Here is an 18,042-nt window from a genome sequence, read left to right as displayed (position 1 = left end):
GACCGGCCGGCTTCGGGCGCGACGGGTGGCGGCGGTCAGCCGCCTTCGTCGCTGACGTCGCGGGCGGCGCGGGCGAGCACCTCGGCGAGACGGCCGATCGCCTCGAGCGTCTCCTTGACGTCCGGGCGGAGGGGCTCGAGGTGCTCCTTGTGGAAGGCCTTGCTCGTGGCGTCGTTCCACGTGTCCTTCGCGGAGTCCCACTTGATCTCGAGCTGCTTGAGCGCCAGCGACATCTTCGAAGCGCCGCTCGAGAGGTCGATGTGCTTCATGGTGCGACGGCTCCCTCGGCGTCGGCGGCCGGGGGCGCGCCTTCGGGCGGCGGATCCTCGACCTGTCGCGTCACCGGCGCCGCCCCGCCACCGCCGCCGGCCGCCGCGCCGGTGCGCGGAGCGGAGACGTCGCGGTAGGCGTCGAGAGCCTTGAGCATCCGCTCGAGCGCCGCGATCGCGCGGGGGCACTTGACGTCGACCACCTCGCGGAAGTGCACGAGCTTCACGCACGTCTCGCGGAACTGCTGCTGGACGACCGGCGTCCAGCGCCGCACCGCCTCGGCCTTCTGCTCGGCGAACGCCAGCCGCGCCCGCGCCTTGTCGAGCTTCTTCTTTTCCTCGATGCACGACGGCTGGCCGTCGCCGACCTTCTTGAAGGCCCGGCAGTGCTCCAACTCCTTGATCGCCTCGTTGACCGCCTCGCCGGCACGGCGGACCTCGGCCTTCCAGTGCGCGGCCCGCTCCATCGTCAGGTCTTCGATCGCCCGGCGCCCCTCGAGCTCGACCTCGGAGATCGCCTGGCCCGTCTCGTGCGCGAACGACGCCACCGCCGCCTTCACGAAGGCCAGGGTGTCGATCGATTTGACATCGGCTTGGCCGGACATCCTGTCACCCCGTCGTGGGCCGCTCGGTTCCGCGTGCTCAGCGCTGCTGCTGGTATTCCTCGACCCGCTCCGCCTTGCGGATCAGGTAGGGGACGTATTCTCCGGTGCTCTCGACGAACCGGCCGAAGGTCGCCAGCTGCTGCTCGAACTCCTCGGCGAACTTCTGGTGCTCCTGGTCGCGCCACGTGGCCCCGAGGGCGTTGAGTTGGCGCTGCACCGTCTGCATCTGCGTCATCACCTCGGTGCTGAAGTGCCGCAGCCGCGCGGCGAAGCGCCGCAGCTCCTGTGGATCGACGATCGCCTGTCCCATGGTCGGTTCCTCCCGCCGGCGCCCGTGCTTCCTCCCCGCCGCGGTCATCTTACCGCGGAACGATCGCCCCTGGACAGGCAGCCGGGCCGGGGGGGCGCACGGCGTTTTGGGGCCGGGGCGGTCGCGCCTACACTCGCGGTGGCTTTCGACCCGCGCCCGCTTTCCGCCCGAGGAGGCCGACTCCGTGACTACCAGCCCGACCGATTCCGCCGCGCGGCCCTCCTCCGCCGGATCCCGTCCGCCGGCGTCCGCCGGCGCCCCCCACGGCGCGGCTGCCCGGCACGCCGCCGACGACACGGTCTCGATCGAGCCGTCGACGGGCTGGCACGTCAGCCACCTTTTCTACTCCTTCGACCGCGCCCGGCTCGCCGGCTTGTCGCCGCGGCAGGTCACCGAGGGGATCGCGGCGTTCTCTGCAGCGCTCGACCCCGCGGCCCCCGGCCAGCCACGGCGGATGCAGAGTTGGATCGTTCCCGGGCACAAGGCCGATTTCGCCGTGATGGTGATGGATCCGTCGCCCCTGGTCGTCGAGGGGATCCACCAGCGTCTGCTCGCCGGGCCCCTTGGCGCAGCCCTGGTGGCAACCTGGTCGTTCATCGGCATTACCGAGGTCAGCGAGTACGTCCCCACCGTCGAGCAGTACGGCCAGCGCCTGCTCGAGGAGGGGGAGGTCGCCGACAGCCCAGGCTACAAGGCCAAGGTCGCCGGCTACGCGGCCCGGGAGGGGGCGATGCGCAAGGCGCGGATCGAACCCGACCTGCCCCCCTGGCCCAACGCCTGCTTCTACCCGATGAACAAGAAGCGCGAAGTCGGCGAGAACTGGTTCCTGCTCCCGTTCGCCGAGCGCAGCAAACTGATGGCCGAGCATGGCCGGACGGGGATGACGTTCGGCGGCCGCGTCACGCAGCTGATCACCGTGAGCGTCGGTCTCGATGATTGGGAGTGGGGCGTGACGCTGTGGGCACGCCGCCCCGATTTCCTCAAGGAGATCGTCTACACGATGCGCTTCGACGAGGCGAGCGCACGGTACGCGGAGTTCGGGCCGTTCTACACCGGCTACGTCGCCACCCCAGCGGCGATCCTCGCCCACTGCGGAGTCGGCGGCACTGCTCCGGGAGGCCATCCGCACGCCGGTGCGTGATCAGCGCCCGGCGGGCGGCGCGGAGGCCGGTCGCGCTGGCACGGCGCGGGTGATGACGATATCGAGCACCGTGCCGACCGGCGGCACCCGGCCGGGAAAGACGTCGAACAACAGCGCCTCGTTGGACTGCGAGCTCTCGATCGGCAGATCGAGGGTCGCGGTGGGGAAGTTGGAGACGCTGATGAAGTCGCCGGCATCGGCCTGGTAGTGCTCGCGGCCGTCGGCGTCGGTCCACAGTCCGCTCCCGGCGAACACCCAGTCGGTGGCCAATTCCTTGCCGGTGCGCGTCTCGCGCACCCAGCTGCGCGCGTCGGCCTCGTGGGCGCCGCCGGCCGCGTCCTTCCAGCGCATCGTCAGCCGCAGTGCCGGACCGCTGGCGGCGGCGTACTCCGGATCGAACGACACCGGCTTCCCCGGCTCGAGGCCGATCGCCAGCAGGGCGGCGTGGACGAGGCGCGCCGAGGCGTTGACGGCGACGATCGACTCGTGCTCCTTCGTGTGCCGCGGGCAGGCGAAGAACTCGAGCGGCCCCTCGTCGAGGACGACCAGACCGCCGACGACGACGCGCTTCGCGGGCAGGTCGATCCACACCTCCTCGGCCGGGGCAAGGCGCTCGAGCTCCGGGTGACGATCGACCGGCGGCGGGCTGGCCTCCTCGTCGGCCAGGAGAGGATGCCGGCAAGCGGCCAGCGCCACGGCGGCGGTACCGAGGAGCGTGAGGAAAGACCGGCGTGGCAACTGCGGGAAAGGAAGCATGTCGGGCCTGTGGATGGAGGGGGTGCAGACCAGTACGATACCCCCGTTTCGGCACGTTCCTCCAACGGTCCCCCGCCCCTGCTGGCGGGGCCAAGGGAAGGTCATGGCGCGGCGGGGGGTTTCCGGCGATCACGGAGCGACGACGGGCAACGGCCGCCTGACGGCCTCGCCCAACGGCTACCTCGGCGGCAATGGCGAACGTGGCGCGCTTGCCAGCGGGCACGGAAGCGCCCCACGGGTGACGCGCCGCAAGACGGAGCGACGGCTCGCCGCGCTGGCCGCCGCGGTTTCGCGCGATGATGGCCGAAAATGGCTGCGGCGCCTCGCCGTTGCGATCGGCGACCCGGGCCGGCACGGCAGGCGCCTCGAGGCCTGCCTCGCCAAGTGCGTCGCCCATGCCGAGGCCAGCACCGGAATCGACCGGTGGCTGATGACCGAAGGAGTGGCGTGGGGAATCGCCGTGGCGACGCGTCTCCGACGATCGCACGATCCCCGCGAATACCCCCTTCACGCGGCGTTCGAGGAGGCGGTGGGCCCGGCCCGCGACGCGCTCGCCGGCGGCGACGCTGGCGCCGCCCGGTGCCTTCTCGTCGCGGGCACGCTGTTGGCTGACGTCGACGCGGTGCGGCGTCTCGGCGACCAGGCCCGCGCGGCCATCGAGGCCGACATCGCGCGGTCGACCGGGGACGACGGCGCGCTGCTCGCCGGCCATGGGCCGTCGGGGAGCGCACGGGTGGCGCGGGTCGCGAGCTGGGCCGACACGCGGGCGGCCGTCGACGCCTGCGGTGGCCAGGCCGCCTGGAACCGCGCGACCGAGACCCGCTTCCGGTCCGCCTGCCGGACGGCCCTGGCGCTGCTCGGCCCGCAGGCCCGTTGCCCGGGGCCTGACGGCCGGACCGGGCCCGCGCTGGAGTCACTCGTGGCTGCGGTCGCGGGGCAGGGCCGCCGGGCGCGCGCCACCGTCCACCGGATCCAGCGTGGGACGAAGGCCGGAGAAGAACGGCAGGCGGGGCGACTGCTGCCCCGCGAACTGCCGCTCGCCGACGGCTGCCAGGCGGTGATCCGATCCGGATGGGGCGCCGATGACCTCCGCGTGTTCGTCGATTGGCAACGCGAGACTCCGTGGCTCGAAGTGGCCGTCGGCCGGCGTTTGCTCGTCTCCGGGCCGTGGCCATTGGACGTCGCGATCGACGGCGTTGCCGTCGCCGCCGACGGGCCGTGGCGGTTTTCCAGCTGCGCCCCCTGCAGGCACGGCACGTTCCTCGAGATCGCCCGGTCTCTCGCCGGCGGCGGCGAACTGCAGCGGCAGGTCGTCGTCCTCGCGGCCGACCGGGTCGTGCTGTTCGGTGACGCCGTCATCCTGCCCGGCGCCGAGGGGGCGCTGACCGCCGAGTCGCGGCTGTCGATCGCCCCGACGTTCTCCGCCGCCGGGAACGACGAGACGCGCGAGCGGCTGCTCGCCGACGGCAAGCCGCGTGCCGCGCTGCTGCCCTTGGCGCTACCCGAGTGGACCGTGGCACCGGCTCCGGGCGAGTTGGCGGTCGTCGTCGGATCAGCCGACAGCGACAGCGTGCTCCGGCTCCGTCACGCCGGCAGCGGTGGCAGGCTGTATGCACCGCTGTGGATCGAGGGCGACCGGCGCCGCGCCGCCGGGCCGGTGACGTGGCGGCAGCTGACCATCGCCGACACGCGGCGGATCCTCGGCCGGCACGAGGCGGTCGGCTACCGTGTGCAGGCGGGCGTCGAACAGTGGCTCGTGTACCGGGCCCTCGACGAGCCCCGCAACCGGACGCTGCTCGGCTGCAACGTATCGTGCGAATTGGTCGTCGGCCGGATCAAGCCGCGGGGCCGTGTCGGCCGGTCGATCGAGATCGAATGACGGGAACGGCGCGAGGCGCGGGCATGGCGACGGTCCGCGGCAATTTGGAGCGGGTCCGCGAACGGATCGCGACCGCCTGCGACCGGGCGGCCCGCCCGCCCGAGGCGGTGCGCCTCGTCGGGGTGACCAAGTCGGTCGATCCCGGGCGGGCGCGCGAGTTGGTGATGGCCGGCTGTGGCGACCTGGCCGAGAGCCGTCCGCAGCAGCTCTGGGCGCGTGCCGCGTCGCTCGCCGACCTCGGCGACAGCGTTCGCTGGCACCTCGTCGGGCACCTGCAGCGCAACAAGGTGCAGCGCACGCTCCCCGTCTGCCACCTGATCCATTCTCTCGACAGCCCACGGCTGCTCGACAGCCTCTGGCGCGAGGCGCGCTCGGCAAATCACATCGCGCGCGTCCTCGTCGAGGTCGATCTCACCGGCAGCGCCGCCCGCACCGGCCTGCCGCCGGAGGAGGTCGAACCGCTCCTGGCCGGCTGGCCCGCCGACGGCTCGGTGGTCGCCTGCGGACTGATGGGGATGGCATCGGCGCCGGAGCCCGGTGTCCCGGCCGGACGCGCCCGGCGTCAATTCGCCGCCCTCCGGGAGCTCCGCGACCGGCTCCGTCCGCTCGTTCCCGGGCTCACCGAGCTGTCGATGGGGATGAGCGACGACTTCGAGGACGCGATCCTCGAAGGGGCGACGATCGTGCGGATCGGCTCAGCGCTCTGGGAGGGGCTCGGCCCCGCCGCCTGACCCGCCGTGGTCATTCGTCCTCGAAGCGGACGCCGAGGATCTCGAAGCGCATCGTGCCGGCCGGCACCTGGATGTCGACTTTCTCGCCGACCTTGCGGCCAAGGAGCCCCTGGGCGAGCGGGCTGGCGACGTTGATCTTGCCCGCGTCGTAGTCCTCCTCGCCGGCGCCGACGAGGACGAACACCTCCTCGTCGCCGAACGAAAGGTCCTTGACGGTCACGGTCGCCCCGAACACCACCTCGTCGGTCGCTTCCTTCGGCCGCTCGACGATCACCGCCCGCGCGAGCTTGTCGCGGAGGAGGTTGATCTTCGCCTGGAGCATCCCCTGGCTCTCGCGGGCGCCGTGGTACTCGGCATTCTCGCTGAGGTCCCCCTCGCTCCGGGCAGCGGCGACACGGGCGGCGATCCGGGGCATCTCGACGGTATCGAGGTGCTCGACCTCGGTCTTGAGCTTGTCGTAACCGGCGCGGGTCATCGGGATTCGGTCGGACATCGGCAGCGTTCCACTCGGTGAGAAAAGAACCGGCACTCACGGTGGCCGGGGAGGCCTCACCCGGCCGGGGTAAGGGGCCGGAGCCCCTATTTCGCCAGATAGAGCAGGCGGCCGCAACTGCGGCAGGCCACGACCCTTCCCTGGGCCAGCTCGGCCACCATGTTGCCGGTGATCTGCTGGGAGCAGCCACTGCAACTCTCGCCCTCGGCCGGTGCCATGGCATCGGCTCCCTTGCTGCGGACGACGCGGCGATAGACGTCGCGCGAGTCCTCGGGCAGCTCCTGCTCGGCCGCCTCCAGATCATGCTGGATCCGCGTCACCTCGGCGGCCAACTGGGCCGCCTTGGCATCGACCTCGGCCCTGGCCTCGGCGAGGGCCTTGCGGGTCGTCGCCACCTCGGCCTCGGCGGCCGGCACGAGCTTGCGGACGGTGTCGATCCGTTCGAGGGCCTCGAGGATCTCGTCTTCGAGGACTTTCGTCGCCATCCGGTCCGCAGCGATCTGGTCGTTGAGCGTCTGGTACTCGCGATTGGTTTTGCAGGCGTTGAGCTTGCCTTCCAGATCGCGGATTTTCGCTTCGGCCGTCTTCAGCTGCAGCTGCTTCTGGTCGGCCGCCATCTTCGCCTTGCGGACGTCGTCGGTGGCGGTCGTGTGGCGGACCTCGGCCGCGGCGAGGAGCTTCTCACGGGCCGCGACGCGCCGCGGCCCGGCCTCGATCTGCTCGCGCAGGTCGGCGAGCTGCCGCTGCATGCGGTGGAGCGTGCGGATCGCGTCGGCTGTGACGGCGAGGGGCATGAAACGACTGACCGGAGGTGGTCTGGGGCTCAGCGGGGAGTGTAGCAGACGCGCGACGCGCGTCCACGACGTCGACTCCGCCATGCCGTCGCCGCCCGCAGGCGGCGACGGCAGACGGTCGCCCGGCAGCCCAGCCGTCGAACGGCCACCGCTCACATGCGCCGGGGGTCAGCGCGGTATGCCACCGAGGAAGCTCTCCAATTGGCGCGACCGCACCGGATGCTGGAGCTTCTTGACGGCCTTGGCCTCGATCTGGCGGACACGCTCGCGGGTGACACGGAAAATCCGCCCCACCTCCTCGAGCGTGTAGGTGTAGCCGTCGGAGAGGCCGTAGCGCAGGCGGATGATCTCCCGCTCCCGGTAGGTGAGGGTCTTGAGGAGCGACTCGATCCGGTCACGGAGCAGGCCGCTCGTGGCCGCCTGCGCCGGGCTCTCGACGCCGACGTCCTCGACGAACTCGCTGAAGCTCGCGTCTTCGCTTTCACCCACCGGACGGTCGAGGCTCATCGGCTGCCGCCCCATGTCGAGCACGCGCCTTGCCTCCTCGAGGGGCGTGCCAGTCGCCGCCGCCATCTCCTCGGCGGTCGGTTCACGCCCCAACTCGTGGAGCAGCTTCTTGCCCGCGGTGCGGAGCTTCGAGAGAACGTCGATCATGTGGACCGGAATGCGGATCGTCCGCGCCTGGTCGGCGATCGCCCGGGTGATCGCCTGCCGGATCCACCACGTTGCGTACGTCGAAAACTTGAAGCCGCGCCGGTACTCGTACTTGTCGACCGCGCGCATCAGGCCGGTGTTTCCCTCCTGAATGAGGTCGAGGAACGACAGGCCACGGTTGCGGTACTTTTTCGCGATCGACACGACGAGGCGGAGATTCGCCGCCGACAGCGAGCGCTTCGCCGCCTCGTACTCCTGCTGCAACCGCTCGAGGAGGACGACCCGCTTCCGCAGTGACCGTGGGCTCTCGAGTGTCGAGAGCATCAGGTCTCGGAGCTCCTTGCGCATGTCGGCCCGGTCGTCACGCGACAGGTCGTCGGCCCGCAGGCTCTGCTGAAGGCGGTCCATCCGTGTCGACATCCCGCGGAGCAGCTTGAGCAGTGGCTGCACGCGGCGCGTGCGCAGCGACAGCTCCTCGACGAGCGAGAGCGACTTGGCCCGGGTGCGGCGGAAACGGCTGCGGGCCAGCCGCCCCTCGTCGGCCGTCGTCCGGCGGCTGATGAGGCGGCGGAAGTCGGCGCGACTGCGCTCGATGAGGTGGCCGAGCGTCGTCAGGTTGTGCGGCATCCGCGCCTGGATCTGCTCCTTGGTGAGCCGCTCGGTGAGCGACACCTTGATCGTGCGGTCGAAGGGGAGCTTCCCTTCGTGGACCCGCCGGAGCGTGTCGACGGTGGTCTGGAGCGAGTAGCTGCAGCCGAGGATCGCCCGGCGGAAGCGCTTGCGGGTGACCTCGATGCGCTTCGCCAGCGCGATCTCCTCGGGGCGGGTGAGGAGCGGGATCTCCGCCATCTGCGCCAAGTACATCCGGATCGGATCGTTGCCGGCATTCGACGGCGCGGTCGTGATCGCCTCGTCGCGCCGTGCCGGTGCCGGCCGCGGCGCGGCCGGAGCGGGCGCGCCGCTCGCGGCAGCCGCGGGGCTCGGGGCGACCGGCGGCGTGTCGACGAGGTCGATCCCCTTCTCCTCGAGCGCCACCAGCAGCGTGTCGATCTTCTCGGGATCGACCGCTTCGTCGGGCAGGTAGGCGTTGACCTGGTCGAACGTCAGGTAGCCCTGACGCCGCCCGGTGACGATCAGCGCCTCGAGGTCGGCATCGATCCCCGTCGCCGTGCCGCGCGGCAGCGCGGGGTCGGATGGGCTGCCGCCGCCCGGCGGTGCGTCGGGGCCGTCGACCGCGGGCAACGCGGCGAGGTCACGGTCATCGATCGAGGTGGTGGTCACGTGGTTCATGCAGGGCCTCCTTCCATCCTACCGCCCCTCGCACACCGCCCCCCGGAACCGCTCTGGCCAGCGCCTGAACGGTCCGATTGCAGCGACGAGGCGGGCATCCTCACCCCTCCTTGGGTTCGGACATGCCCTCGGCGGCCCGCCGCTCGGCGACGAGCCGCTCCAACAGTTCCGTTTCCGCGCCCGCGTCGAGGGTCGCGCTCTTGAGGACGTTCACGCTGGCACGGGTGAGGTGGTCGGCGCGCCGCCGGCGCCAGCTCTCCTCCCAGTGGACCAGCCGCTCGGCCGGCGGCAAGGGGCGCGCCGCGGCGTCCTCGTCGAGACCGACGAGGACGCCGCGCAGGCGCTCGTCGTCGATCGCGTCGAGGAGCCGGTGGAGGGCGACCCGGCCGTCGCCCGCGCAGCACCGGGCGGCGACCGAGAGCAGGTGGCGCCCGGTCGGTGAGTCGAGGTCGTCGGCGCCGAGACGGCCGACGAGCCCGCTGCCGTCGGGAAGCGCGAGGACCAGTTCGAGGACCTCGCGGTCCCACGGGGTGAGCGCTGGCACCGGATCCTCGTCGCGATCCGGCGGAGCGTCGGGATCGCGTCGGTCCGCCGCTGCCCGTGCGCCGCCGCGCAGCTCCTCGAGCCGGTGGCGGAGGCCGGCGGTGTCGAGACCGAAGCGCCGCGACAGCCTCCCGAGCACCCGATCCTCGCGGAGACGGCGCTGGCCGTCGGTGAGCGGCCCGTCGGCGGAGACCCGCGCCAGCGGTGTCAGGACGCTCTCGACCGCGGCGATGATCGCGTGATCGGCGGGCCGGTCGCCGAGACGTTCGAGGCTCGTGTCGAGGCGATAGTCGAGCGCGTCCACGGCGGCATCGACGACCTCGCCGAGGGCCGATCCACCGTCGGACATGACCAGATCGCACGGATCGCTGCCGGACGGGAGGCGGGCGATCCTCAGGTCGACCGGCTCTGTGAGGAGCAGATCCATCACCTCGTCGGCGCGCCGCCGGCCGGCCGCGTCCCCGTCGAGCACCAACACGATCCGATCGGCGTGGCGCCGGAGCAGCCGGGCATGACGCTGGCCGACGGCGGTGCCGAGGACCGCCACCACGTCGCCGTGTCCCGCCTGCCGGGCGGCGAGGCAATCCATGTAGCCCTCGACGACGACCGTCCGGCCCGAGCGGGCGATCGCCTCGCGGGCACTGTCGAGCCCGTACAGCGTGCCGCTCTTGGAAAACAGCGGCGTCTCCGGACTGTTGATGTACTTGGCGACGTCTGCCGAGCTTCCCGGCAGCACGCGGCCGCCGAAGGCGATGCAGCGGCCCTGCGGATCGCGGATCGGAAACATCACACGCTCGCGGAACCGGTCGTAGTGCCCGGGACGTTCCCCCCGGGCGATCACCAGCCCCGCCTGCTCGAGGATCTCGACGGAATGTCCGGCGGCGGCGGCCTGGCGGAGGAGCCAATCCCAGCCGGCCGGTGCGAATCCGACGCCGAACCGGGTGATCGTCGCCGCCGACAGCCCGCGCTCGAGGAGATACGCCCTGGCCGCCGCCGCTTCGGGTGCGTCGGCGAGGCAGGAGGCATAGCGGCCCGCGGCCCACTCCAGCGCCCCGCGGAGCAGGGCCCGTTCGCCGGAGCGCTGGTCATCGCCGCGCCCCAGCGCGATCCCGGCCCGTTGGGCGAGCATTTCCAGTGCTTCGCGGAACTCGAGGCGCTCCATCCGCATCAGGAAGCTGAACGCGTCGCCGCCGATGTTGCAGACCCAACACCGGAACGTCTGCCGCTCGGGATTCACCGACAGGCTGGGGCGCGAATCGTCGTGCCAGGGGCACCGGGCGACGAGCGTCTTGCCCGTGCGGCGGAGGGCGAGGTACGACCCGACCAGATCGACGATGTCGGTCGCCTCGCGGACGCGCTCCTTGGCGTCGTGACCGTCGCGCGGCGTGTCACCGCCGCCGGGTGCTCCGGCGCCGGGTGCTCCGGCGCCGGCCGGCGACCGGCGCGTTGGAGCCGACGGCACGCGGGTGGCATCGGCATCGGTGGACGAGAACGACGGGTGCGAAGGCAATGACCAGCTCCCCTGAAAACCGACCGCCTCATGCACGCCGGCGGAATGTATGAACGACCCCGGGGCGGGTCAATCGCAGCCGGAACGGACGACCGCATGCCGGGTCGCCCCGGTTTGCCACGACGACGGCGCTTGCCTGCCCTCTCGGGGCGCGCGGCCTTCAGCCGCCGTCGGCGAGCAGCCGCTGCACCGTCGCCAGCAGTCGATCCATCGCGAACGGTTTGCGGATGTAGTCGTCGACGCCGAGCATTTCCGCGTAGGCGCGGTGGCGGCTGCCCTCGTTGGCGGTGATCATCACGACCTTGACGGGCACCGGACGGCTGCGGCGGAGCTGCTCGAGGACGAGGAATCCGCTCCGCTTGGGCATCATCATGTCGAGCACGATCAGGTCGGGAGTCTCGCGCTCGGCGAGCAGGAGCCCCTGGTTACCGTCGCGGGCGACGATGATCTGGTAACCCTTCGACTCGAGGACCGCGCGCATCGATTCCACGATCTCCTCGTCGTCGTCGACGAGGAGGATCCGGCGGCTCTGCCGGGCTGAAACCGGTGCCGTGTCCTCACCCGGAGAGGCCTCCGCCGGGCCCGCGCCATCGGCCTGCACCTCGGAGATCTTCTTCCCGCGGACGGCTTTTTTGGCCGCGGAACGCTTGGGGAGGGGCATGGGAGTGTCGTGGAAGGGGGGAGGCACCACCGCACGCCGGGGCGGCGATCACCTGAGTATATCAGGCCGCCGCTTGCATCCGGCTCCGGCCGGCTCGCCGCGCGTCAGTCGCGCTTCCCGGCCGACAGCCCCGCTCACACGAAGCGACACGGCCGCACCGAGGCAGCCCAGCGCGGCTCCACAGCAGATGTCGCTCGGATAATGAGCGGCAGAACCGACTCGCTGCAGGGCCGCGAGCGTCGCGAACAGCACGAACAGCGCCGTCCCCCGGGGATACCGACACGACAGCGCCGCCGCCAGCCCGGCCGCCGCAGCCGCGTGGCCCGACGGGAAGCTGAGGAGGTCCGCCGACCCGGGATCGGGCACTGCCAGCAGCGCGGCGTCGAACGTCGCCAACACGCCGCTTGCCGCGTCGAGATCGGCCACGCGCGGCCGCACGCGCCGCGCCGCGAGCTTGATGACGTTGACAAACAGGCTGCCGACGACCGCCATCGCCACCAGTCGGATGCCGGCCAGCGATGGCCTCCAGCGCTCGCCTCGCGATTCGGCGCCGGCATGCCAGAGCCGGGGATCGAGCGCGAATGCCACCAGGAGGATCGCCGCCACGCCCCAACCGTGGGCGAACGCCTCGCTGATCCCGAGCAGTCGGTTCACCTCGCCCGGAAGGATGCCGGCACGCACGAGCCGCGCGACCGGGAGATCGAGCGGCAGCAGCACCAGGCCGAGCGCGAACAGACCGGCGGCCCATCGCGACAGCGACCGGACGGTCGTGCCCGCGCCGCGGCGGTCGTCGTGGCCGTGCGCAGGGGAACGATCGTCAAACCGAGCGGGAAGAAGCATGTCGCGGATCGTGCCACACCACGCCCACCGGCGGGAAGAGCGCTTGAAGGCCCAGGTCGTCCTGCGGGGAGTGGCGGGTCGCGGCGGGCAGCTTCCGCCTCGTGCGGCTCGTACGGGGCCTCCCGGTAGGTCAGCCCGCCGCACCCGTGCCGCTTCAGAACCGTCTTCCGGCCATTTGGGCTTGCCGCCGTGTGAGCCCGGGTTGCACGGGGCCACCGGCTCCGTGGGGCGGACTGGCCCGATGGCTCAGGTCCACAGCCGCCGGTCGAGGATCCGGTAATTGATCGCTTCGCTGACGTGCGCACACGAGATCCGTTCGGCGCCGTCGAGGTCGGCGATCGTGCGCGCCACGCGCAGGATCTTGTCGTGGGCCCGCGCCGACAGGCCGAGGTCGGTGACCGCCCCGCGGAGCAGTTCGACGGCAGCGCCGTCGAGCGGACACAGCTCGCGGATCTGGCGGGCCGTCATCCGGGCGTTGGACCGCGTGGGCAGGCCGGCGAAGCGCTCCGCCTGCCGGGCGCGCGCCGCGAGCACCGTCTCACGCATCTGGCCGCTCGACGTGCCGGCACGGCTGCTCGACAGCTCGCGAAACGGCACTGCCGGCACCTCCATGTGGATGTCGATCCGGTCGAGCAGCGGGCCGGAGATCCGCCCCATGTATTTTTCGACCTGGGGCGTCGTGCACTGGCACTGGCGGCGCGGATCGCCGCGGTAGCCGCAGGGGCAGGGGTTGAACGCGGCCACGAGCATGAAATCGGCCGGGAACCGGGTCGTCGACCGGGCCCGGCTGATCGTCACCGACGCCTCTTCGAGCGGCTGCCGGAGAACCTCGAGCGTCCGCCGGTTGAACTCGGGCAACTCGTCGAGGAACAGGACGCCGTTGTGGGCGAGACTGATCTCGCCCGGCATCGGCACCGACCGGCCGCCCACCAATCCCGCCTCGGAGATCGTGTGGTGCGGCGCGCGGAACGGGCGCGTGACGATCAACGGCTGCCCAGGGGCGAGCAAACCCAGGGCGCTGTAGATCCGGCTCGTCTCGATCGACTCGGCGGCCGACAGCGGCGGCAGGATCGTGGGCACGCGCTTGGCGAGCATCGTCTTCCCGCCCCCCGGTGGGCCGAGCATGGCGATGTTGTGCCCCCCCGCCGCGGCCACGCAGATCGCCCGCTTCGCCGCCTCCTGCCCGCGGACGTCGGAAAAATCGATGTCGTAGGTGGCGAACCGGTCGAAGTACTCGTCGACCCGCGAGGGCGTCCGCGGGATGTCGAGGTCCCCGGCGAAGAAGCGGACCGCCTCGGTGAGCGTCGATACCGGGATCACCTCCACATCTTCGACAACGGCCGCCTCGGTGGCGCTGGCGGCCGGCACGACGACGCCGCGGAGATTGCGCTGGCGGGCGGTCGAGATCGCCATCGAGAGGGCCCCGCGCGCCGGTCGCGTGAGGCCTTCGAGCGACAGCTCGCCGACGACCGCGTAGTCGCGGAAACGCTCCGCCGAGAATTGCCCGCTGCCGGCGAGGATCCCCAACGTGATCGGCAGATCGAACGTCGCCGCCTGCTTCGGCAGCTCAGCCGGGGCCAGATTCACGACGATCCGATCGGTCGGCCGGTGGAAGCCGCAGTTGACCATCGCCCGGGCGACGCGGTGGGTGCTCTCGCGGATCGCCGCGTCGGGGAGCCCGACGAGCACCGTCGCCGGCAGGGCGCCGGTCGAAACGTCGACTTCGACATCGACCGGCACGGCGTCGATGCCGAGCAGGGAAAACGTGTGCAATCTCGCGAGCATGGCGTTGTCCTCGGCTGCCCCGGCCGCAAAGTGTACAGAAGTACATTCTTCTGTCAACCGCTTGGGATCGGCCCGGGTGCCGCGATCGGATAGGCTTTCTGGATCGCGGACGGTGGCGTTCGCGGTCCACGTCCCGGAGGTTGTCCGCCGATGCCTGCGCCGCGTTGTTCCCAGTCCCGGCTTGTCGCCCTCCTGCTTCGGTCCGCACCCTGCGTGGTCGCGGTCGCACTCGCCGTCGTGGCCGGCTCGGTCGCGCCGGCCGACGAGGGGATGTGGCTCTACAGCCACCCCCCGCGGGAGCGACTGAAGCGCGACCACGGCATCGAGCTGTCGCCGGAATGGCTGACGCACCTGCAGCAGGCATCGGTCCGGTTCAACTCCGGTGGATCGGGGTCGTTCGTCTCGGCCGACGGGCTCGTGCTCACCAACCACCACGTCGGTGCCGACAGCCTGCAGAAGCTCGGCGACGAGCGCCACGACTACTACCGCGACGGGTTCATCGCCGCGCGGCGCGAGGACGAGCTCAAATGCCTCGACCTCGAGCTCAACGTGCTGGTGTCGATTGAAGACGTCACGCCGGCCGTCGAGGCGGCGGTCGCGCCGGGAATGGATGCCGAAGGGGCGTTCGCCGCGCGGCGGAAGGCAATGGCCGAGATCGAGCAGAAGTCGTTGGCCGCCACGGGGCTGCGGAGCGACGTCGTCACGCTCTACCAGGGAGGCGCTTACCATCTCTACCGCGCCAAGAAATACACCGACGTCCGGCTCGTGTTCGCCCCGGAGCGGCAGATCGCCTTCTTCGGCGGCGATGCCGACAATTTCGAGTACCCGCGCTACAACCTCGACATGTGCCTGTTCCGCGCCTACGAAAACGGCGCGCCGGCGAAGGTGCCCCACCACCTCGTCTGGGCCTCGGCGCCGGTGACCGAAGGGGAGGTGGTGTTCGTCTCGGGTCATCCCGGCCACACCGATCGGGCCAACACGATCCGGGAGCTGGAGGCGATGCGCGACCGGCAGATGCCCTGGTCGCTCGCCAACCTCAATCGCCTCGAGGTCCTCTACACCGCCTACGCCGGGCAGGGTCCGGAGCAGGCCCGGCAGGTCGCCGAGGATCTGTTCGGCGTGCAGAACTCACGGAAGGCCCGGTCCGGTGTCTACGCCGGGCTCCTCGATCCGCGGATCATGGCCGCGCGCCGCGGCGGGGAGGCCCGCGACCGGGCGAGCGTGGCGAAGCTGCCTGCCGCCCGCACCGGCAACCCCTACGACCGGATCGTCGAGGTCGAGAAGGATCTCGACGCGGTGGCACGCCGCCACGCGCTGCTCGAGGGGGGCCTGGCGTTCAACAGCAAGTTCTTCGCCAACGCCCGCACGATCCTCCGCGCCGCCGAGGAGCAGGCGAAGCCGAGCGGCGAGCGGCTCCGCGAGTTCCGCGACTCCAACCGCGAGTCGCTCGAGATGCAGCTGTTCTCGAAGGAGCCGATCCACGACGACCTCGAGATCGCCAAGCTCACCGACTCGCTGTCGTTCCTCGCGGCGACGCTCGGCGGGGCCGACGAGCTGGTGGAGAAGGTGCTGTCCGGGAAGTCGCCGCGGCAGCGCGCGACCGAACTGGTGCGCGGCTCGTTCCTCGGAACCCGGCCGACCGCCGCGGGCGCCGAGCCGGCCCGCGACACGCGCCGCGAACTCTACGACGCGGGGCTGAAGGGGGGCCGGGCCGCCGTCGAGAAGAGCGGCGATCCGATGGTCGTGCTCGCGGCCCTGGTCGATGCCGAGTCGCGCCGCCTGCGGGCGGTCGTCGAGAAGGCGGGTGAGGTGAAGCGGCAGGCCCACGGCGACATCACCCGGGCGCGGTTTGCCAGCGAGGGTGACGCCCTGTACCCGGACGCCACGTTCACGCTCCGCCTGGCGTATGGCACGGTCAAGGGCTACCGCCAGGACGGCCGCACCGTCCCCGCCCACACCACCTACGCCGGCCTCTTCGACCGCGCCGACGAGAAGCGCGAGACGCCCCCCTTCGACCTGCCGGCGCGGTGGCGCGAGAAGCGCGCCGACCTCGAGAAGGACGGCGCGTTCCTGCAGACGCCGTTCAACTTCGTCTGCACAGCCGACATCATCGGCGGCAACTCCGGCAGCCCCGTCGTCAACGCCCGCGGCGAGCTGGTCGGTCTGATCTTCGACGGCAACATCCACTCGCTCGTCCTCGACGTCGCCTACGACGACGCCCTGGCGCGGGCGGTCAGCGTCGACGCCGCCGGGATCCTAGCCGCCCTGGAGAAGGTCTACGGCGCCGCGGCGTTGGTGCGGGAGTTGCGCGGTGACGGATCGGCGACCCCGGCCGCCGCGGCGGCAGCCGGCTGGAAGCCGTTGTTCGACGGCGAGGCGCTCGGCGGCTGGCGGAGCACGGCGTTCGGGGGCGAGGGAGACGTGCGCGTCGAGGACGGCGCGATCCGCATCGGGATCGGCGCCGACATGAGCGGGATCACCTGGACCAAGGAGTTTCCCACGCAGCACTACGAGCTGGCCTGCGAGGCGCAGCGCGTCGACGGCAGTGATTTCTTCTGCGGCGTCACCTTCCCGGTCGGCGACGACCCCTGCAGCTTCATCGTCGGCGGCTGGGGCGGCGGAGTCGTCGGGCTGTCAAACATCGACGGCCGCGATGCCGCCCACAACGACACCACGTTGTTCCGCGAGTTCAAGAATGGCCGCTGGTACGCGATCCGCGTCCGGGTCACGCCGCAGCGCATCGAGTGCTTCATCGACGACGAGCAGGTCGTCTCCCAGGATCTCGAGGGGCGGACGATCTCGGTGCGGCCCGAGGTGATCCCCTCGAAGCCGCTCGGCTTCGCCACCTACGCCACCGCGGCGAAGCTGCGCGGGATCCGCTGGCGGGCGGTGCCGGAGGCGGGCAAGGAATGACGACGCCCCCCGATCCCGGGCCGCCCGACGGCGCCGCGCCCGACAAGCTGCGGCGGCGGATCGCCGCCGAGGCGGGCCGGATCCTCGGCAGCGCCGGCGACTCCCACCGCGCCCGGCTCCGGGCCGCGCGCCGCGTGGCCCGGGCCTGGGTGCCGGAGGAGCGGCTTCCCGACCATGGCGAGATCCGCCGTGCCGCCGGGGCCGAGCTGAAAAAAGCGGCCAGCGACCCGCCGGCCCTCGCCGGCGATCGATTCGACGACATCGCGGCGCTGGTGCGGATGCTCGCGTCGGTCAAGCAGGATCCGGTCAAGCATCCCGAGGGCGACGCGCTCGAGCACACGCTGCAGGTGTTCGAACTGGTTCGCGTCGAGCGTCCCTACGACGAGGAGCTGCTCACCGCGGCGCTGGTTTTCGACGTCGGCCGGGCGATCGACCGGGGCGATGCCGTGGCCGCGGCCCTCGCGGCGCTCGCCGGCCTGGTCACCGAGCGCACGCGCTGGTTCGTCGAATCTCTTCCCGCGGCGCGGTCCCGCGCCGCCGGCACGCTCGGCCACCGGGCCCGGCTCCGCCTCGAGGGCCATCCCGATTTCGCCGACCTCGAGCTGCTCGCCGAGGCCGACCGGCGCGGTCGCGTGCGCGGCGGCGCGAGCCCGTCGCTCGACGAGGCGATCGCTGCGGTCCGAGCGCTCGACGCCGAGAGCGTCGACTAATTCAGGTCGACGTCCCGGCGTCGACTAACCGAGGTCGACGTCCCGGCGTCGACTAACCGAGGTCGACGTCCCGGCGTCGACTAACCGAGGTCGACGTCCCGGCGTCGACTAACCGAGGTCGACGTCCCGGCGTCGACTAACCGAGGTCGACGTCCCGG

General features: G+C 71.6%; 16 protein-coding genes. 5 read left to right on the top strand and 11 right to left on the bottom strand.

Annotated elements, in window-relative coordinates; all coding sequences use genetic code 11:
• Positions 1-35 precede the first annotated feature (35 nt).
• Genes FJ309_12110 through FJ309_12100 form a run of 3 tightly spaced genes read right to left on the bottom strand, consistent with a single transcriptional unit; the run spans position 36 to position 1,184 of the window.
• Complete coding sequence (locus FJ309_12110) at positions 36-269, bottom strand: hypothetical protein (GenBank protein ID MBM3955340.1); 234 nt, start codon at positions 267-269, stop codon at positions 36-38.
• On the bottom strand, positions 266-874 hold the full coding sequence (locus FJ309_12105) for a hypothetical protein (protein MBM3955339.1): 609 nt from the start codon (positions 872-874) through the stop codon (positions 266-268). Before FJ309_12105 ends, FJ309_12110 begins: the two co-directional genes overlap by 4 nt.
• A 37-nt stretch (positions 875-911) precedes the next feature.
• Positions 912-1,184 carry a WXG100 family type VII secretion target gene (locus FJ309_12100; protein MBM3955338.1) on the bottom strand — a complete coding sequence of 91 codons (273 nt, stop codon included), beginning with the start codon at positions 1,182-1,184 and terminating at the stop codon, positions 912-914.
• On the opposite strand from FJ309_12100, the gene FJ309_12095 reads away from it, so the two are divergent.
• A complete protein-coding gene (locus tag FJ309_12095) occupies positions 1,183-2,325 on the top strand; it encodes a heme-dependent peroxidase (GenBank protein MBM3955337.1) in 1,143 nt (380 codons plus the stop codon). The two genes, FJ309_12100 and FJ309_12095, sit on opposite strands and share 2 nt — an antisense overlap.
• Here FJ309_12095 and FJ309_12090 read toward each other — a convergent pair whose 3' ends face one another.
• Positions 2,326-3,081 (bottom strand): hypothetical protein, encoded by a 756-nt coding sequence (locus FJ309_12090; GenBank protein MBM3955336.1) that lies wholly within the window; start codon positions 3,079-3,081, stop codon positions 2,326-2,328.
• Positions 3,082-3,184: 103 nt separating this feature from the next.
• On the opposite strand from FJ309_12090, the gene FJ309_12085 reads away from it, so the two are divergent.
• Together FJ309_12085 and FJ309_12080 are read left to right on the top strand one after the other, a co-directional pair.
• Positions 3,185-4,960 carry a hypothetical protein gene (locus tag FJ309_12085; GenBank protein ID MBM3955335.1) on the top strand — a complete coding sequence of 592 codons (1,776 nt, stop codon included), beginning with the start codon at positions 3,185-3,187 and terminating at the stop codon, positions 4,958-4,960.
• Between the two features lie 23 nt (positions 4,961-4,983).
• The gene (locus tag FJ309_12080; protein ID MBM3955334.1) at positions 4,984-5,691 is read left to right on the top strand and encodes a YggS family pyridoxal phosphate-dependent enzyme; all 708 of its coding nucleotides are present in this window, start codon (positions 4,984-4,986) and stop codon (positions 5,689-5,691) included.
• Positions 5,692-5,701: 10 nt separating this feature from the next.
• Here FJ309_12080 and greA read toward each other — a convergent pair whose 3' ends face one another.
• The 7 genes from greA to FJ309_12045 form a co-directional block, all read right to left on the bottom strand.
• Complete coding sequence (greA, locus tag FJ309_12075) at positions 5,702-6,184, bottom strand: transcription elongation factor GreA (GenBank protein ID MBM3955333.1); 483 nt, start codon at positions 6,182-6,184, stop codon at positions 5,702-5,704.
• Positions 6,185-6,270: 86 nt separating this feature from the next.
• Positions 6,271-6,978: a phospholipase gene (locus FJ309_12070; protein MBM3955332.1), complete on the bottom strand. Its 708-nt coding sequence runs from the start codon at positions 6,976-6,978 to the stop codon at positions 6,271-6,273.
• Positions 6,979-7,146: 168 nt separating this feature from the next.
• On the bottom strand, positions 7,147-8,922 hold the full coding sequence (locus tag FJ309_12065) for a sigma-70 family RNA polymerase sigma factor (protein ID MBM3955331.1): 1,776 nt from the start codon (positions 8,920-8,922) through the stop codon (positions 7,147-7,149).
• A 100-nt stretch (positions 8,923-9,022) separates the two neighbouring features.
• A complete protein-coding gene (gene dnaG, locus FJ309_12060; GenBank protein MBM3955330.1) occupies positions 9,023-11,026 on the bottom strand; it encodes a DNA primase in 2,004 nt (667 codons plus the stop codon).
• Positions 11,027-11,135: 109 nt separating this feature from the next.
• A complete protein-coding gene (locus FJ309_12055) occupies positions 11,136-11,636 on the bottom strand; it encodes a response regulator (GenBank protein MBM3955329.1) in 501 nt (166 codons plus the stop codon).
• Between the two features lie 48 nt (positions 11,637-11,684).
• The gene (locus tag FJ309_12050) at positions 11,685-12,476 is read right to left on the bottom strand and encodes a phosphatase PAP2 family protein (GenBank protein ID MBM3955328.1); all 792 of its coding nucleotides are present in this window, start codon (positions 12,474-12,476) and stop codon (positions 11,685-11,687) included.
• 246 nt (positions 12,477-12,722) lie between these two features.
• On the bottom strand, positions 12,723-14,261 hold the full coding sequence (locus FJ309_12045; GenBank protein ID MBM3955327.1) for a YifB family Mg chelatase-like AAA ATPase: 1,539 nt from the start codon (positions 14,259-14,261) through the stop codon (positions 12,723-12,725).
• 150 nt (positions 14,262-14,411) lie between these two features.
• Here FJ309_12045 and FJ309_12040 point away from each other — a divergent pair, with 150 nt between their 5' ends.
• Together FJ309_12040 and FJ309_12035 are read left to right on the top strand one after the other, a co-directional pair.
• On the top strand, positions 14,412-17,174 hold the full coding sequence (locus FJ309_12040) for a DUF1080 domain-containing protein (protein ID MBM3955326.1): 2,763 nt from the start codon (positions 14,412-14,414) through the stop codon (positions 17,172-17,174).
• The gene (locus FJ309_12035; GenBank protein MBM3955325.1) at positions 17,171-17,884 is read left to right on the top strand and encodes a hypothetical protein; all 714 of its coding nucleotides are present in this window, start codon (positions 17,171-17,173) and stop codon (positions 17,882-17,884) included. Before FJ309_12040 ends, FJ309_12035 begins: the two co-directional genes overlap by 4 nt.
• The last annotated feature ends 158 nt before the right edge of the window (positions 17,885-18,042 follow it).

The organism is Planctomycetota bacterium (assembly GCA_016872555.1).
GTDB lineage: Bacteria > Planctomycetota > Planctomycetia > Pirellulales > UBA1268 > F1-20-MAGs016.
Note: the sequence above shows the minus strand (reverse complement) of the source record. Positions and strands in the feature narration are given on the sequence as shown.

Coding starts and splice junctions, on each gene's coding strand:
- FJ309_12110 (MBM3955340.1), bottom strand. CDS start 269: ATGAAGCACATCGACCTCTCGAGCGGCGCTTCGAAGATGTCGCTGGCG.
- FJ309_12105 (MBM3955339.1), bottom strand. CDS start 874: ATGTCCGGCCAAGCCGATGTCAAATCGATCGACACCCTGGCCTTCGTG.
- FJ309_12095 (MBM3955337.1), top strand. CDS start 1,183: ATGGTCGGTTCCTCCCGCCGGCGCCCGTGCTTCCTCCCCGCCGCGGTC.
- FJ309_12100 (MBM3955338.1), bottom strand. CDS start 1,184: ATGGGACAGGCGATCGTCGATCCACAGGAGCTGCGGCGCTTCGCCGCG.
- FJ309_12090 (MBM3955336.1), bottom strand. CDS start 3,081: ATGCTTCCTTTCCCGCAGTTGCCACGCCGGTCTTTCCTCACGCTCCTC.
- FJ309_12085 (MBM3955335.1), top strand. CDS start 3,185: ATGGCGCGGCGGGGGGTTTCCGGCGATCACGGAGCGACGACGGGCAAC.
- FJ309_12080 (MBM3955334.1), top strand. CDS start 4,984: ATGGCGACGGTCCGCGGCAATTTGGAGCGGGTCCGCGAACGGATCGCG.
- greA (MBM3955333.1), bottom strand. CDS start 6,184: ATGTCCGACCGAATCCCGATGACCCGCGCCGGTTACGACAAGCTCAAG.
- FJ309_12070 (MBM3955332.1), bottom strand. CDS start 6,978: ATGCCCCTCGCCGTCACAGCCGACGCGATCCGCACGCTCCACCGCATG.
- FJ309_12065 (MBM3955331.1), bottom strand. CDS start 8,922: ATGAACCACGTGACCACCACCTCGATCGATGACCGTGACCTCGCCGCG.
- FJ309_12055 (MBM3955329.1), bottom strand. CDS start 11,636: ATGCCCCTCCCCAAGCGTTCCGCGGCCAAAAAAGCCGTCCGCGGGAAG.
- FJ309_12050 (MBM3955328.1), bottom strand. CDS start 12,476: ATGCTTCTTCCCGCTCGGTTTGACGATCGTTCCCCTGCGCACGGCCAC.
- FJ309_12045 (MBM3955327.1), bottom strand. CDS start 14,261: ATGCTCGCGAGATTGCACACGTTTTCCCTGCTCGGCATCGACGCCGTG.
- FJ309_12040 (MBM3955326.1), top strand. CDS start 14,412: ATGCCTGCGCCGCGTTGTTCCCAGTCCCGGCTTGTCGCCCTCCTGCTT.
- FJ309_12035 (MBM3955325.1), top strand. CDS start 17,171: ATGACGACGCCCCCCGATCCCGGGCCGCCCGACGGCGCCGCGCCCGAC.